Origin of the sequence: Alloalcanivorax xenomutans (genome assembly GCF_032810065.1) — a bacterium.
GTDB classification, from domain to species: Bacteria; Pseudomonadota; Gammaproteobacteria; order Pseudomonadales; family Alcanivoracaceae; genus Alloalcanivorax; species Alloalcanivorax xenomutans.
In genome coordinates, this window is sequence record NZ_CP136538.1 from 3,001,865 (window position 1) to 3,018,885 (window position 17,021).

11 protein-coding genes are annotated in these 17,021 nt (G+C 58.2%); 4 read left to right on the forward strand and 7 right to left on the reverse strand.

The genetic code is table 11. The annotated features are described in order from the left end of the window. Positions 1–2 precede the first annotated feature (2 nt). From RYH70_RS13770 to RYH70_RS13795, 6 genes are all read right to left on the reverse strand, one after another. Positions 3–1,274, reverse strand: coding sequence for a restriction endonuclease subunit S (locus tag RYH70_RS13770; protein WP_317009273.1), 1,272 nt, complete (start codon positions 1,272–1,274; stop codon positions 3–5). Continuing rightward, entirely contained in the window at positions 1,267–3,027 is a 1,761-nt protein-coding gene (locus RYH70_RS13775) for a type I restriction-modification system subunit M (protein ID WP_317009274.1), read from the reverse strand. The genes RYH70_RS13770 and RYH70_RS13775 overlap by 8 nt, the downstream gene beginning before the upstream one ends. 60 nt (positions 3,028–3,087) lie before the next feature. Beyond that, complete coding sequence (locus RYH70_RS13780; protein ID WP_317009275.1) at positions 3,088–3,999, reverse strand: restriction endonuclease; 912 nt, start codon at positions 3,997–3,999, stop codon at positions 3,088–3,090. A 109-nt stretch (positions 4,000–4,108) separates the two neighbouring features. Beyond that, complete coding sequence (locus RYH70_RS13785; RefSeq protein ID WP_317009276.1) at positions 4,109–6,937, reverse strand: helicase-related protein; 2,829 nt, start codon at positions 6,935–6,937, stop codon at positions 4,109–4,111. A gap of 22 nt (positions 6,938–6,959) precedes the next feature. Continuing rightward, entirely contained in the window at positions 6,960–8,144 is a 1,185-nt protein-coding gene (locus RYH70_RS13790) for a tetratricopeptide repeat protein (RefSeq protein ID WP_317009277.1), read from the reverse strand. A gap of 2 nt (positions 8,145–8,146) precedes the next feature. Beyond that, positions 8,147–8,803, reverse strand: coding sequence for a HEPN domain-containing protein (locus tag RYH70_RS13795; RefSeq protein WP_317009278.1), 657 nt, complete (start codon positions 8,801–8,803; stop codon positions 8,147–8,149). A gap of 298 nt (positions 8,804–9,101) precedes the next feature. Between RYH70_RS13795 and RYH70_RS13800 the strand changes: the two genes are divergently transcribed. Further along, positions 9,102–9,992, forward strand: coding sequence for a helix-turn-helix transcriptional regulator (locus RYH70_RS13800; protein ID WP_317009279.1), 891 nt, complete (start codon positions 9,102–9,104; stop codon positions 9,990–9,992). Positions 9,993–10,087: 95 nt separating this feature from the next. Here RYH70_RS13800 and RYH70_RS13805 read toward each other — a convergent pair whose 3' ends face one another. Beyond that, on the reverse strand, positions 10,088–11,074 hold the full coding sequence (locus RYH70_RS13805) for a virulence protein RhuM/Fic/DOC family protein (RefSeq protein ID WP_317009280.1): 987 nt from the start codon (positions 11,072–11,074) through the stop codon (positions 10,088–10,090). A 156-nt stretch (positions 11,075–11,230) separates the two neighbouring features. On the opposite strand from RYH70_RS13805, the gene RYH70_RS13810 reads away from it, so the two are divergent. From RYH70_RS13810 to RYH70_RS13820, 3 genes are read left to right on the forward strand one after another with little or no spacing between them, the layout of a single operon-like run. Further along, on the forward strand, positions 11,231–12,667 hold the full coding sequence (locus RYH70_RS13810; protein ID WP_317009281.1) for a Wadjet anti-phage system protein JetA family protein: 1,437 nt from the start codon (positions 11,231–11,233) through the stop codon (positions 12,665–12,667). Then, positions 12,654–13,322, forward strand: a complete 669-nt coding sequence (locus tag RYH70_RS13815; RefSeq protein ID WP_014995452.1) for a DUF4194 domain-containing protein — start codon at positions 12,654–12,656, stop codon at positions 13,320–13,322. Before RYH70_RS13810 ends, RYH70_RS13815 begins: the two co-directional genes overlap by 14 nt. 40 nt (positions 13,323–13,362) lie before the next feature. Continuing rightward, the gene (locus tag RYH70_RS13820) at positions 13,363–17,013 is read left to right on the forward strand and encodes an ATP-binding protein (protein WP_317009282.1); all 3,651 of its coding nucleotides are present in this window, start codon (positions 13,363–13,365) and stop codon (positions 17,011–17,013) included. Positions 17,014–17,021 lie beyond the last annotated feature (8 nt).

Sequence of the window (17,021 nt, forward strand, 5' to 3'; positions counted from 1 at the left end):
GATCAGGCGACTGCGTTCTCCTTGTTATCGACGTTGACTCTGACCTTGCCGGTGAGCAGGTCTTGCATTAGGGCTTTTTTAACCGCTATCAGTTGCGTAACTTTTCTTTCTTTAGTGTCAATGCTATCGAAAACTGAGTGGATAGCACTGCTAATCTCTTTCTGTTCTTCCATCGGGGGGACTTTAATAATGATCTTGCTGCAATCTGGCACCCGCAAGTGGGGCGTAGTGCTGCCACCACTAAGGTCTTCAATTTGACTCTGACAATATTCGCTGAGCAATGAGAAGAGCAGGAATCGATTGTCTAACTTTTGCGGATCAGCCCTATAAACCATTGTTCTCTGACCCAGAAACAAGCCCTCCGCATTATCTACCAGTCCACATTCGCCAACCGGAGCCTCCCTGGTGAAGATAAGATCACCTTTCCGTAATGAGAGGCGGCGACTCCACGATTGGAAAGTCTCTTGCGTCACATAACGCATACCCTCCGTTAATATCCGGCCATCACGAACATTTGTAGTTCGTATCATTTTGAATGGAGTCACATAATCCACGACAGGCGCGGTTTTGTTAACGCAATCGACTATGTGGGTACACACATCAGAAATATAGACTACATCCCACCCTTCCGGAATCCGCCCCACCGGCGAATCCTTGAACGCGGTATGCCCAATGCCTTTGGTCAACAACTCCTGCATCATGCCGGTTTTCAGGCCTTTCAGTTTGTCGATCTGTGCGCGTGTTTTTTCGATCACGTCATCGACGGAGGACAGGATGGCTGCGATTTTTTGTTGTTCGGGGAGAGGGGGAACTGGAATACGGATAGGAGAGAAATTCTCAAACTTAAGGTTGAGCGTATCATCAACCAAACCTTGGGAATTTCGGTGAAAAACCTGAATTAACTCCGGAAGCTTGAAAAGCTGAGACATATAACCACTTGAAACACCATTAACTGGCTGACAAATAGTATATGCAGGACTAACGATGCCTTCATGTGCAGAAAGGCCTGAAACGCCCTGCCACATTCGCATCGTGTTGTAAGCAATATCACCTTCACAAACTCGAAGATACTTCGACTTATCCGCATTGGATGTATCGCGCCTTTCTAAGGAGTCTCTAGGCACAACCCCTCCGGCACCTGTTACGGCCAACAAAGGAAGGTCCGGGCGATTTTTTTCTTTGCGTTGCTTGAAAAGATCGCCAAGCCGCCTCTCCTCCCAATCTTCAGGCTTCGATTTAATGACATCCTCAAGGCTGGAACGTGTCTCACTCATAGCCCAGTTCCTGTAGATAGCCCTTCATCACGTTTTCCGCTTCCGCCACTTGGGCATCCATCTCACTCAGTGAGACCCGATACTTGTCCCACCAGCGCTCCAGCTGGCCGATAATTGCTCCTGCATTATCGGCACTTCCGCCATCCCTGGCGGTCGGGTAATTGGCTTCTACTACTTCGCGTATCTTTTCTTTGCTGCCGATCTTCGGCTTGAAGTCATAGTAGTCATCATCCCGGCGCACAAACACCGCAGTCACATCAAAGCCTTCCAGTATCTCTTCGCGGATATACTCGTTTTCCACTTCCCGCACCGGGATGCCGCCGTGAAGGATGGCGCGCACATCGAAGATTTCCGGGGGCGGGCTGGTGTCGGCGTAGCGGCGGATGTTGAGGTTGAAGTCGTTTTCCTCGATCTCGGCCAGCGGCACCACTTTGGAGTAGCGCTTGATCTCCTCGAAGTTCTCGAAGGTCTGAACGATCTTTTCGATATCCTGCTCGCGCAGCTTGTTCTGGTTCTTGCCTTCCTCGTATTCCAGCTCACTGTTGATAAACAGCACCTTGCCTTTACGCTCGGCGGGCTTGGCCTTGTTGATGATCAGCAGGCAGGCGGGAATGCCGGTGCCGTAGAACAGGGCAGCGGGCAGGCCGATGACGGCTTCCAGCAGGTCGTCATTGAGGATGCCCTGGCGGATGGCCTTTTCACTGGAGCCCCGGAACAGCACGCCGTGGGGCATGACCACGCCCATCATGCCCTCGGCATTGAGGCTGGCGATCATGTGCTGGACGAAGGCCAGGTCGCCGGCGTCCTTGGGCGGGGTGCCGTAGGGGAAGCGGCCATAGGCGTCGCTGTCGGCGTCTTCCTTGCCCCACTTCTTCAGGCTGAAGGGGGGATTGGCGATGACCCGGTCGAAGGTCATCAGCGCGCCGGCTTCGGTGTGCTGCGGCTCGCGCAGGGTGTCGCCTTTCTTGATGTCGGCGCTGTAGACCCCGTGCAGGAACATGTTCATCTTGCAGATGGCCCAGGTGTTCAGGTTCATCTCCTGCCCGTAGAGGGACAGGTTGGACGGGTTCTCGCCGTGGGTGGCCAGGTAGTTGCGGGTTTGCACCAGCATACCGCCGGAACCGGCGGTGGGATCGTAGATGCGCATGCCGGCGTGGGGCTTGAGCAGGGACACCAGCAACTGCACCACTTCCGAGGGGGTATAGAACTCCCCGCCCTTCTTGCCGGCGCTGTCGGCGAACATTTTGATCAGGTATTCGTAGGCGGTGCCGAGCAGGTCGGCGCGCTCGAAATCTTCGTTACGCAGCCGGTGGCGGCTGAAGTGGCTAAGCAGGTCGCGCAGCTTCTTGTCAGTGAGCTTGTTCTTGATGTTGAAGTCGATGGTCACCAGCACCCCTTCCAGGGAGCCGTTGTGCTCTTCAATGGCCTCGGTGGCCTTGTTCAGTTCGGAGCCGATATCGTGCTTCAGGTCTTTCAGGGCATCCCAGCGCGCGGTGGCGGGCACGTAGAAGGTCTTGTCGTACTCATCCTCGTCATCAGCCAGCGCCTCGGCCTGCTGTTGGGTCTTGCCCTTGCCCAGGTAGTACTGCACCACGGTTTCCCGCGCTTCCTCGAAGGCATCGGACAGGCGCTTGAGGAACAGCATGCCGAAGATGTAATCCTTGTACTCGGAGGCATCCATATTGCCGCGCAGGATATCGGCGGCTTCCCAGAGGAAGGATTCCAGTTGTTGCAGGGTGAGCTTTTGGGTCATTGATACATCTCGGTGTTGTCTGGTATGTCCCATGGACGGCAGTGATGACGGCGCGGCTGATTATTCCTCGTTGAAGTAGTCGCTGTCGACCTGCTTCACCTCGTAGGTTTCCTTGATTCCCACACCTAGGTTGTACTGTATCATCAGCTTGGCCAGTTCCTGGCCGTCGATGAGCACGATCTTCTTCTCGATCCGCCCCACGTAGTCACGGGCGTCGCCGCTGAACTTGGAGGTGGTGATAAACACCCCCTTACGGGCCCGCTGCATGTCCAGCGCCCCGGCGAAACCCTGCACCTCCGGGCGGCCTACTACCTTCTCGGTATAGCGCTTGGCTTGCAGATAGATCACATCCAGGCCCAGCGGGTCTTCCTTGATGATGCCGTCGATACCGCCATCGCTAGTGTAGCGGGTGGCTTGCCCGGCATCCTCCCGGGATCCCCCGTAGCCCATGGCCAGCATCAGATCCACCACCAGTTTCTCAAAGAAGGACGGCGTCGCCGCCGTGATGGTATCCAGTAGCTCATCGGCCAGAGATTCCATCAATGAGGTATGGGCCTGCTGCAGCTGCTCGTCCGGCGTATCGCTACTAGTCTCTACATCTTGCCGCTCCGTGTTTTCTTCTCTAGGGGAGCGGGTGTGGAAATCCACAAACTCCTGGTAATTCTTCAGATAGCGCACGGTGATCCGTTCCGGACAATCCTCCATGGCTTTTCGGCCACGGTCGGTAATCTGGATCAGCCCCTTGCCCGGACTGGTGAGCAGCCCGGCTTTTTTCATGTAGGTCCGCGCCCAGCCTACCCGGTTCTTGATGTAGGTCTGCTTGCCCGAGGGCAGACGCTGGGCACGCTCTTCCTCGGTGAGGCGGAAGTGTGTGCATACATCCTCCTGTACCTCCGCCATGAGTTTCGGGCTGCCATCATTGATGGAAACCAGCATGGGGCGCATGACGGACTGGAAATCGGGTATTGGCAAAACTTTTTCCTCTAGTTACCCAACCGAAGCTATTCGGTCTGTTTTTCATAAACAGAGACTATAAATTCAAATAATTATCATTATCCAAACCTATGAATCGATAACAATTTCATTCTGCCCTCCTCCCTCTACCTTTCCAGCCTGCTGAAATCCACTGCATCTGGTCTGGCAGCAACGTTTCGGAGCTCTGCGCCGCAAGGAACTTCTCCATACGCTCACTAGCAAGCTGTAGCGAGGCTTTTCGCTGGGCTTTGTCTGTGTCTTCGCATTCTGAGGGCGGGCATGGCTGCATCAGCCACTCGCTGAACCAGGGTGGATTCAAGCTTGCATTGCCATTTTCCACTGCCACCATGGCCAGTTCTTGGCGTGCTCGCCTGCCACGGTCATTCTGCCAACGAGCTACCGCGACAATAACGGATTCGGATTGGTAGCCACTGCCGGCCACTGCTGTGCCTCCGAAGTCATACTTTCGAGCCAACGCGATCAACCCTTTGAATAGCCAGTTATCCATATTCATTGGTAGTAGCTCTGGCTTTTTGGCTGCAAGCATTCGATCAAAAGCCAGGCCAAAGCGGCTACGGACAACACCCAGGGACTCCATCGCCCCTTCGGTGAGCTTTATTTGCCAAACAAGCCCCTTGTGGGTCTTCTCCATGACCTCAAAACCAACAATTCTGGCCATTCCCTCGATAAAGGCTTGAAGGTGCTCGACAGTAACAACCAGCTCACCAGCCACTTCCTTGTTGTCCAGATTGACAGCATGCTTAAACAGTTCCTGCTGTTCAGAAGCTGCTTTCTTGGCCCGCTCAAGCGCTTCATTGATACGCTCACTGGTACGTTCCAGCTTATCGTTAGCCGCCTCAGCCAAAACCTCCTCAATATCGACTAAATCAGCCAGCTCACCAAGAACATCTTCCTTGATGGCATCGTTGAACTCATGCCGCTGTACATTGGCCATATCCTGAGCGACAGATTCCAGTCGGTCGTAAAGGATGCTGAGAACCTGCTCATCTGCGCTGTCTGATTGGTGAACATTAAAGACAACAACCCGCTTCTTTTGGCCATAGCGGTAGAGACGGCCTACACGTTGCACCAAGCGCATAGGATTCCATGGCAGGTCGTAGTTCACCATGATGTGGCAGCGATGCTGCAGGTTGATACCTTCACCGCCCGCTTCTGTGGACACCAGAAACTGGGCACCGCCATCCTCTTCGAAGGCGGCAATGGCTTCACGACGCTCCTGCATGTCCATACCACCATGAATCAACACGCAGCTGTCATTGCCGAACCGAGCATCCAGGGCATCCTTGACCCACTTTTGAGTGCTGCGGTACTCAGTAAATACCAGGATTTTTTCCTGAGCATTCTCCTTGATGACCGTCTCAACCAGACCATCCATGAAGGCACGACGTTTGGCATCGTTGGCTTCGAGACTAGCCGCCTTTGCAATTAGCCCTTCTAGAATGCCCTCTTCGCCGGGGAAGAATGGAGATGCCTGGGTTTTCTGGGCCTCTATCTCTTCCTGTTCCCCTTGGTAGCGCTCGTCATCATAAAACTGCGTTGCCTGCTTTTCTTCACCTCTCAAGCGTTCCAGCCGCCGCTGAAGAGCCGTATTTATTGCCGCCACGCTAGAAGCTGCCAACTTGCGATACACTGTCATCACAAAGCCGATGGCACGCCCTTTGGCTTTCCCATCCCAATCTTGGGCTGCATAGCCTTTGCGCAGGTATTCACGGAGCTGTTTATCGAACTCAACAGCTTCTTCCGAAAGGGGCACATCGATTTGCCGCACAGTTTTCCCGTGAAACAGGAAGTTGCCTTCCATATCAGTGACATCTGCCTTGTAGTTACGGATAACCATGTCGCTGATGATTTCGGGGTTTAGGGCAAGGGTACGGATCTCACTTTTACGATCCTGGTCCAGCAGCTCCAATAGCGCGCCAAAGCTGTCCTGCTTACCCTGGTGGGGCGTCGCGGTAAGCAGCAGTACGTTTTGAGCACGTTTGCGCAACTTATGTAGCATGGCGTAGCGCTGGCTGGCATCCAGTTTGTTGCCATACTGTCTGCGTGACAGCCGGTGCGCTTCGTCAACAATCACCAAGTCCCAATCGTCAGCCTGAAGCAGGATATTCAGGTGATCATCCTGTTTGAGGCGGTCCATTGAACCGATTACATGGTTTTCTTTTTTCCAGTCCCTGGGATCGTGGATCTGGAAGTCATCCCCGTAGATTCTGAATCCTTCGAACCCGAACTTGCCGTACAGCTCTTCTTTCCACTGCCTGGTCAGGCCGGCAGGGGTGATGATGAGGACCCTGTCTGCCTCACCTTTTGCCATGGCAGCGTGAAGTAACAGCCCAACTTCAATGGTTTTACCCAGCCCCACATCATCCGCAATCAGCCAGTTATAATGACCCGAGCCGATGATGTGATGGACCAAATGGATCTGATGGGGAAGAGGATCAACGTCGAATGTCGCCAATGCCCCGGTATTTTCATTCCATAGCTGGATCGCCCAGGAAAGCAGGCGGAGCCGCTGCCTTTCCTCCCCTCCTTCTCCCTCGAAACGTCCAAGATTAAAGCTATGGAGAGCTCCACGGACTTGGCGCAGACGCTGCCAGGGCAACCAAAGGCGCTGATTGTTCTCCTGAAATTCGACGAGAGCTTGAGCATGACCAGCAATGTTCCGTGTTGCGCGGACAATCCCCCAGCCCAAAGGGTTTTGGGTCGCTCTTACTGGACAATGCTCGACCTCCATATCGCGCATCAGACCCGATGTCAGGTCAGTTTCCGGGTGAGAGACTGAGGCCTTACGCTTTACCCAATAAACTTTGACCCTTGCGGGAATCTCATCAGATACTTTTTGCACCAGACCAACATCTTTGGCGTCTTGGCTGTCTTTCAGTCGGACAAAAGCACCCTCTACAATCGGCATCACCATAACTACCCCTCTTCCACCGGCATCACGTTATGATCCTGTAGCCATCGCGAAATCCTGGCTCATACCATTCTTCATAGCCTTCGCCCTGATCATCAAAGAATTGATATTCGATATACGAGGGTATAGGTTGGCCGCAACGCTCTGACATTCTTTCCATGTGCGCCAGAATATAATCAAGATAATAAGTAAATATCGGGAAGGCATTCAGTTGCTTGGGGGATGCGCCCCATTCCTCGAAACAGTCCTCCACGAACAATAAGACTTCGTCAACTGAATCCACTCTCAGGCCTCTAAGCAGACGTAACCCTAGCTGCCATGAAACATTTGGCCAGCCGTCTTCAGCCTTGTTCCTTCTATATGATCGGTTATACCCCCCTCCACCCCACAACTGCCTAAGATCATGCAGAATCTCTAGCTCTACGGGAGTTGCCTCTTTCTCGACCAACAGTTCCCGGATAGCAGACCGAGTTTTCCCATGGCTACAGTGGTAACTGAGAACTTCAATAAGGATTTCAATATCCTTTTTTAACCAACCCGCTTCGACAGCAATCTCGGCTGCAATGCCTTCCGCCTTCTCCCAATGGGTCAAATGGTCGGCTAGTTCATTCTCGTCATCATAGTAATCTGCGTCATCCGGAATCGGTTCGACGTACACGACATCATCGGCCCCGTCATCCTCCTCATCATCGTCTTCTGCAAATAGCTCAGAAAGATCCTCCTGAAGGTTCTCTAGCTCTTCTATGGACGGAATATCCTCATCATCCTGCTTTGGCTCTACGAGCTCGCTCTGCTGATCGAAATCGGGGATGTCTGTCAAAGGGGCAGAAGACCTGCCCGCTTCAGCCTCACTCCCAGGCTCTTCCTCTCGATCACCCTCAAGAGGAGCATCGTCGTTAGCCGGCCTCAGTCCACAAGTATCCACACCGTATTCATGGTCCAGATCAAGGGCCGGCTCTTCCTCTGCTGCCTCGCCAAAGTAGGTAATGTCTTCCTCGTCCAGGTCAGGAGTGACATAGCGGTTTTGAAGTGAGTAGCGCAGCCAATGAGCGGCTTTTTCGGGTTGCTGAAGGCGCCGATACACCCGCCCTAGTGCTGCAGCCACACGGAAGTCCCCGGGCTGTCTGGCCATGTGCTCTTCCAAGAATTCTGCCGCAGTCTGCGGACCGCCCCGCTGGAGCAATGATTGCGCGTGCAGGAGCACTTCCACATTTAGCTCCTCACCACCGGATAACTCGCCTCCCCCCACAGCGCCCCCGGATTATCCATCATGATCTCGATCACCGTCGGCACCAGGTCATTGAGGATGGCGACGCAGTCGCGGATCTGTTGGCGGTTGACGCTGCCACCCCAGGTGGCGCCGCCGTGGATGATCTGATTGCGCAGGGTGTAGATGCGGCTGAAGACGATGGCGAGGACGGTGGGGGTATTCTGTTTGGCCAGGGCGGTGTTGGCGGCTTTCTTGGCGCGCTCGAAGCTCTGCTTCCAGTGGTCTTCCGTCAGGTTGCCTTTTTGGTGTTCCCAGAAGCAGCGGAAGACGTAGGGGTTGTCCAGGAGGACTCGGATAGCACCGGAGTAGGCGCTCCATACCAGTTCGTCCAGGCGCTTTTGGCTGTCCAGGTCCCAGAGTTTCTGCAGGAAGCCGTTGAAGGTGGTTTGCTCGTTGAGCCCATGCCGGTCGTCAATTTCGGTGGCGTAGGCGGCGTTGAAAGCAATCCACAGAAAAATGAAACGGCTGTCCGGATCGGCTTCCTGCTCGGCGCGGTCGAGCCAGCTCAGGGCGCGGTGGACACGCAAGGACAGATTGTCCGGGTAGCCGTGACGCTCCCGGCGTTGTCGGGTTTTCAGGTTGTGGTGTGGGCTTTCCATGTTGCTGTCCCTTCTTGCCATGCCGTCCCCAATCGCGGCCTGGCGGCGCCTTTCTGGCGCGGGGCTTTTCGTTGTACGAGTGTGAACTTTATCACATACATTGGTCTGAGCCAGTCCGGCAGCTCCCACTTTCTTATTACTTCCTCGTGCTCCCACGGCAAGCCCCCTGATACCAAAGCGACATCGCTCTCTGGACAACCAAGCTATGACTTTATTATCGTCATGACAATACTGACTACATGAACATGTCGTCTTTCGGGTTATATCGCTTTTTGGCGCACTTTGGGGAGGTGGGAAGATGGCGCGCACTACTGGGCAAAACGCGGGGAAGTGGCCTCTGCGTTGGGATTTGTTGCTGCGGTATCGGTTGATCGAGGTGATCGCTCTTTGGGAGGGGCGGTTGACCACCAATCACCTGCAGCGGGCGTTCGGGATCGGGCGGCAGCAGGCCAGCAAGGACATCAACCAGTATTTGTCCGAGCACGCGCCGGAGAATCTGGTCTATGACCGTTCCTTGAAGGGTTACAAGCCCTCCCCTGACTTCACGCCCCGGTTTACGCGCGGGGTGGCGGACGAGTATTTGCAGATGATGCACGCCCGGGAGGATTTGAGCTGCGCCTTCGAGGCGTTGGACGTGCGGGAGCTGAACACGGAGGTGTTGTTGCCGCCCCGGCGGGATCTTCGCCCGGCGGTGTTGCGCCCTATTCTGCAGGCCTGCCGGGAGGGGCTGCGGGTGGAGATTCGTTATGCGTCCCTGCGTAATCCGGTGCCGGAGGAGCGAGTGATTCAGCCGCATACGGTGGTGCACAGCGGGCTGCGCTGGCATGTGCGCGCCTGGTGCGAGAAGAACTCGGCGTACCGGGATTTCGTGTTGAGCCGGATCGAGGATGATCCGGAACCGGTTACCGAGGCGTGGCAGGGAGCCGACGAGGACGAGGCCTGGCAGACCCCGCTGACCCTGGAAGTGGTGCCAGACCCGCGTCTGGACGCCCGCCAGCAGGCGATGATCGCCCGGGATTACGCCATGGAAGACGGCCGTTTGCTGATTCCCTGCCGTGCCGCGCTGGTGAATTACGTGGTGCAGCTGCTGCATTTGGATGTGGCCGATAATCGGGCGCCGGAGGCGCAGCAGATTGCGTTGGGGAATCGGGAGGCGGTGGCGGCTTGGTTGTGGGGGGATGGTGGCTGAGGTGGAGATAGAGAGTAATTTCATTCGCCAGCAAGCTGGGCTCCCACAGCGGCTTCGAGTTGAAGTTATTGCCGAATTGCGAGAGGCCGAGCGACCTACCCCTGACTGAGCATGTTCATGATGAGGCGGATCAGAGTCTCTTTCTGTTTCGGGTCGGACTCCGCCACCAACAGCGCCAAAGCCGCCAGGCCGGTGTCATTGATGACAGGGTCGCCCTGGGAGTTGAACAGGCGCCGGTTACGATGCAGGAAGTCCACGAACAGGAAGGCGCCGCTGCGTTTGTTGCCGTCGGCGAACGGGTGGTTTTTGACGATGAAGTACAGCAGGTGCGCCGCTTTGCTTTCCACCGTTGGATAGGCCGGGTCGCCGAAGACGGATTGGTCCAGGTTTCCCAGGATGGCGCCCAGGCCATCGCCCCGGGGTCTGGCGAACAGTTCCGTGGCTTCTCCCCGTTCCATCAACTGGGCTTTGAGGCTGCCCAATGAGCGCATCGCTTCGGCTTCGTCCGGTAGCTGGCCGCCCCGTTCCCCGGACGGTTCTTCCAGCAATCCCTCGTCGTAGCGTTGCAGCCAAAGGAAGGTCTGGGTGTAGCGGGAGACAATATCCACCAGGCCACGGCCGGCCTCCCCGCTCAATTCCGGGCTTCGCGCGGCTTTCTTTATCAGGGTCAGGGCCTGCTCCAGTTCGGAGGCGTTTTTGTCGAAGCGGGCACGGTTAATGGCGTAGCCCTGTACCAGGTACTCTTTCAGGCGCTGGGTGGCCCAGATGCGGAACTGGGTGCCCTTCTTTGAATTGACCCGGTAGCCCACCGAAATAATCGCGTCCAGATTGTAGAAGCGCAGCTTCCGCCGCACCTGCCTGTTCCCTTCCCGACGAACCACCGAGGAATCCTCGGTAGTTGCCTCTATCTGTAACTCATTGGATTCATAGATATTTTTCAGATGAAGACCAATGGTGTCCCTATCCTTGTCGAACAGCTCCGCCATTTGCGCTTGTGTCAGCCACAGGGTATCGCGCTCGAAACGCACCTCCACTTGCGTCTGCCCATCGGACGATTGATAAATCTCGATCTGCTTGTCCATAGCCCCTATCCTGCCCCGTCAGCCCCGGTTTGCGCATCCAACCGAAGATGCCAACATAGCTCTGAATATGCGGGCAGGCCAGCAGGCAGCCGCCGCCGATTGCCGGTATCATCGGCCCTTATTCCAACGCTTTATTTCAACTCTTTAGCTGACGCCATGTTTTTCACGGAAGACCGCCACCAATTCTTCAAGCCGCTGACCGGCAAGTACCGCGAGCAGGTGACGGAGTGTCTGCGGCTGTTGCACGAGCGTCTGTACAGCGCCCAGGCCGATTACGGCGAGTCGCTCAAGCGCGAGCAGGTGCTGGATGTGTTCAGCGAGGCGCTGGAACGGGCGCCCTTGCTGGAGGGCGGCGATGAGGACGGCGGCCGCTTCCGCAACAATCGGGAGCAGGCCGCCTGGATTCTCAATACGCTGGTGGAGCACGGCTGGCTGAAGCGGGACAAGGACGAGGCGTCGTTTCAGTCCACCTATCCGTTCAGCCGCACCGGGCGCCTGTTCACCCAGACTCTGGCGGAGGTGGACGGCCGCGGCATCCGCACCCGCCATCGCAATACCCGCAATACGCTCAATGCGCTGGCCGCGTTTCTGGATCGCGGCGAGGTCTATGATCTGCTCGACGCCCACGAGCATTCCGAACGCATCATCGCCGACTTCACCGACATCATCGCCGAGCTGGAAGAGCGCAAGCGGGAGTTGGTGAAGGAAGTGGAGGCCCAGCAACTGGTGCAGCAGGCCAGCGACCAGTTCTTCGAGTTCATGGAGAAGCGCTTCCAGCCGGACGTGGCGATCCGCATGTCCGCCGACAGCGTGGAGAAACACCGCGACCGCATCCAGAACACGATCGAGCGCATCCGCCGCAAGCCCAAGGCGTGGAAGCGTAACGCGGAGCTGGAACTGCGGCGGCTGGCGCCGGATCTGGTGATCAACCCGGAGGGCTCGGTGTTGTGGCAGTTGCTGGACAGCATCGAGACCCGCATGCGCAGCGCCGCCGAGATCATGCTGCCGGCGCTACGCCGGACCCTGCAGGGCTTTACCCGGCGGGCGGACATTATTATCCGCCAGCTCAGCTATCTGCACAGCCAGCAGCACAGCGATATTGTCGGCCTGTGTCGGGAGCTGTCCGAGCTGGATGATGCCACCGCCGCCAAGCGCCTGGAGGCCGCCGGGCAAGCCATGGCCCATTTGCGTCTGGGGCTGGTGGATCCGGCCCAGAACCGGCTGCGCGAGCAGCGGGAGAAACGGCAGGTGCAAAGCCGCATGACGCAGTTGGACGCGCCGGACCCGGCCACACTGCGCGACCTGGCGATTCAACAGTTGCTGGAGAAGGCGTTCAGCATCCACGGCGAAGGTCTGCGTGACTATTTGCGACAGGCTCTGGGCGCCAGCCGCCGCATCGACAACCGCGACCTGCCGGTGAACAGCGCCACCGATCTGCTGGCGCTCAGCCATGTGATCGAGCTGGGCAGCGCCGACCATCGGGCCAACGGTTTCCGGCTGCGCATCGAACCCACCGACCCCATCATCGGCGAACGCTACTTCGCCCGCCGTGATGGTTTCTTGCTGGAACTGGAACACGATGACGATACGTGACGCTTTGGCCGAGGCTCTGGAGGCCCGCGGCGTCGGCCCGGATCAGTTCTCCGAACTGATGATCCGGCTGCTGGACCGGGGTGTGTTGTGCCGCGACGAAAGCAAAAAAGAAACGGAGCTCTACGATCGCTACCTGCAGGTGGCCGATCTGGTGGAGGATTATTTGAGCGTGCTGCGCATTCGCCTGCTGCACGAACGGCGTTTTCATTCGCTGCGGCTGTTTCCGCCCGGCGCCGAGGTGCCCGGCCTGGCCGACAGCGAGGACGGCTTCAACCAGGGTCTGCGTGAGCGCCTGAGCCAACAGGAAGTGGCCGCCATTCTGGTGTTGCGCGCGGAGTACGACAAAGCGTTGCGCGAAGGTCAGATCGACGAACACGGCCAGGTGATGCTGCCGCTGGAAGCCTTTAATCTGGCCAGCAAGAATCTGCTTGGCCGGCCCCTGCCGGAGGCGCTCACCGAACGGCGCGCCCTGTTCCGCCGGCTGCGTCAGTTACGGCTGATCCGCACCGCCAGCGACGACGGTCTGGAAGACGCCGAGACCTGGTTGACCATCCGTCCGGACATCACCAGCCTGGTCACCGACGCGGTACTCAGCCAGCTCACCGGCGACGGGCCGGACGCCGAAGCCCCTTCATCGGAAGAGCTGCCATCATGACCGGTTATTTCACGTTCGCCTTTGTTGATCCGAGCCGCCCATGTTTTTGAAACGTTCCATCACCGTCAATTGGGGCAACCTGCCCGCCGAAGAGCTGGAATACGGTCCCATCAATCTGTTCTCCGGCGGTAACGGCTCCGGCAAGACCACCGCCGCCGACGCCCTGCAGACGCTGATGACCGCCGCCCACGACAATCTGTTCAATTACAACCCGGGCCAGGACGAAACCACCCAGCGCGGCCGGGGCGGCAAGCAGGTGCGTACCCTGGCGTCCTATATTCTCGGCTGCGACGACGGCGCCTTCGCCCGCCCCTATGACAGCGACGGTTACCTGGCCGGCGTGTTTCATCCCACCAAGGGCGAGACCGCCGAGCCGTTCACGGCGGTGATTGGCGTGCGCGCGCATCTGGACCGCGCCGGCATCACCGCCCAGGCGCGGCAAAATGAACTGCTGTTGATGATCGTGCCCGGCGAGATGCTGAGCCTGTCGCACTTCGTGCACGGCGAAGGCGCCGAGCGTCAGGTGGTGGAAATCACCGAGCTGCCCAATGCGCTGCGCCGGACGTTCGGCAAGAAGAACGTGGAGACCTACGAGAAGAAAGGCGCTTATCTCGCCCGGTTGTACGGCGCCCTGCGCGGCCGCCGCGACGCAGTGTCCCAGCAGGAAGCCAAGAACGCCGCCCGCACCTTCGCCCGTTTCATGGCGTACAAACCGGTGGACTCCATCGATCAGTTCGTCGCCGGCGAAGTGCTGGAAGCCCAGGACATGGGCGACACGCTACGTCGTATCCGCGACATGCTGCGCACTATCCATGGCATGGAGCAGGAGGCCCGGCAACTGCGCGCCAGCGTGGACTATCTGGAGCAGGCCCGCGGCCTGGCCGGGCAGTATCAAGAGACCTGGCTGGAGCGCACCGCCCTCGCCTACGGCGCCGCCGCGCAACGTTACCGCCGCAACCAGCGCCAGTATCTGGAGAAAAAAGAGGAACAATCCCAGCTCCGCCAGCAACAACAGGCGTTGCGCGAAGAAGCGGAACAGGTGGAACAGCGCCTGGAGCAGGCCCACGACGAACTGGTGGGGCTGGAAGCACGCATACAGGGCATCCCCGCGCTGCGTGATAAACAGCAACTGCAGGCACAGCTGGAAAGCCTGACCCAACAGTTGCAGCAAGGCGCCCGCCCCCTGCTGGAGCAGGATCAGCAGCGCAGCCGTAACTTCACCGCATTACGCAATCTGCGTGATCTGCTCAACCGTCACAGCATCGAGCTGGAACTGCCGTTGTTCGCCAGCAAGGGCTGGCGCGCCACCAGCAAGGAACTGCTGGCCCTGGAGCAGCGCCCGATACCGGACCTGAATCAGATGCTGGCGCGGGACTGGATCGATTTGTCGCCGCTGGAAATCGGTCTGGAACAGGCCCGCGCCGAGCAACAGTTGCACAACTATTTGGCGGAGCAATTGCACGGACAGGCGGAAACCGCCTCCGACCGGGAAAGCCTCTCCCTGGCGCAGCGGCTGGACCGCCTGGTGACGCAAAGAGCGCAGGCTCTGGAAAAACTGGACGAACAGCAAAAGCAGATTCAGCACCGCATCAGCACACTGGAATCAAAACGGGTGAACTATCCCCGTGATGTGGAAGAAGCGCTGCAAGCGATCCGCGAGCAGTGCCCCCAGGCCGACCCGCGCGTGCTCTGCGATCACGTGGAAGTGCAGGACCCGGAATGGCAAATGGCCATCGAGGGTTACCTGGGCGGCGCCCGCTTCGGCATTCTGGTGGAGCCGGATTACGAAGCCGAGGCGATCCGCGTGGTACGCCGGCTGGCCGGCCGCCAGCGCAACAAGGCCCGGGTGATCCAGGGCGAGCAAGCGCGGCGGGACGCGGAGAAAGCCGCGCTGCCGGCGGAGTCCATCTTCCATGTGCTGCGTTTTTCTCATCGCACGGCGGAGCATTATCTGAAGGCCTCCTATGGCAATGTGGTACGAGTCGGCGACGCCGAAACCCTGCGCCGCACCCGGCGTGGTATTACCAGCGATGGCCTGGGTTCCGGCAACTACGCGCTGTTCCGCTGCGATCTGGACGACAGCCAGTTGGTGTTCGGCGAGACCGCCCGCGAGCGCAACCTGTATGCGCAGCGCAACGCCCTGATGGACGCACAGGAAAGCTACCGCCACGCCAGCGACGATTATCAGGCGGTGCGGCAATTGCAACAGCAAGTGCTCGAGTTCAAGCCGCTGGACTGGGTGGCCACCGTCACTCATCTGCTGCAATGCCAGCGCCAGTTGTCCGACACCGAACAGGCCCTGGCCAATCTCGACCTCAGTGACCATGAAGAGCTGGAACGGCAACAGCAGGACGCCCGTCAGCGGCACAAGCAGCTGAGCCAACGGCAGGGCGAATTGAAGGAGGAAAACGGCAAGATCGGCGAGCAGCAACACGCCTGCGAACGTGCCATCAATGCCCTCGCCGACCAGAGTGAGCAACTGCAACAGGATCAGGAAGACGCCGAGGAACACCTGCACGCCTGCACCCGCTACTGGCCGGATCTGGATGTGCTGCCCCGTATCGAAGCCATGGACCGGCGCTTGCAGGCCGCCCAGGACGACATCGATTTCGACAGCGAGGAGCGGGCCCTGCTCAACACCCTGAACAGCAACGCAGTCACTCTGGAACGGCTTGTCGCTGACTACAATCAGCAGGCCCAGCCGGCGGATCAGATCCTTATCGAAACCGCCGAGGAGCTGCACAGCGCCCCGTTCTTTGGCCACGTGCACCACCTGCATCAGCAGCTGGACAACCTGCACAACCGGCTGCGCAACAATGTCCTGCTGAGCAAACTGGAACAACTGGGCGGCCTGCGTGACACCTTCAACACCACCTTCGTCAGCGATCTGTGCAACCAGATCCAGCAAGCCATCAAGGACGGCGAGCGTACTCTCAAGAATCTGAACAAGGAGTTGGAACACCATTACTTCGGCGCCGACCGGGAACGGTTCTCCTTCGACTGGGAGTGGGTGCAGGAATACAAGGAATACTGGGACTTCTTCCGCGAAGTCACCGAGATTCCCAACCTGGGCGACGGCGCCAGCCTGTTCGAGAGCACCCTCTCCGACAAGGCCACGGATGTGCGCGACCGGCTGCTTGCGTTGCTGTTGGACGGCGACGAACAGCAGGCACTGCGCGAACTGGAGCGAATCAGCGACTACCGGCGCTATCGCCGCTACGACATTCTCAAACACCCGGAAGGCAAGGCGCCGATCCGTCTCAGCCAGTACGGCACCGGCTCCGGCGGCCAGTTGGAAACGCCCGCCTACATTATCCGCGCCGCCGCCATCACCAGCGCGTTCCGCTTCAACGAAGGCGACAGCCACCTGCGCATGGTGATCGTCGACGAGGCGTTCATGCACATGGACGAAACCCGCTCGCGCCAGGTGATCCGTTACCTCACCGAAACCCTGGGCCTGCAACTGATCTTCATCATGCCCACCAGCAAGGCCGGCCCCTTCCTGGACCTGGTCAGCAACCAGTTCGTGTTCAGCAAGGTGCCAAGCCCGGTGCCGGTGGGCGAACTCAATACCCGCGTGCTGGTGGACCGCCAGCAACTCAACCAGGAACGCATCGCCGAGCTGTGGGATCAACACCGGCGCGTGATCCGCCAGCAAGGCGCGCTGGACTTCATGGAAGGGATTTCGTGATGAGAAGG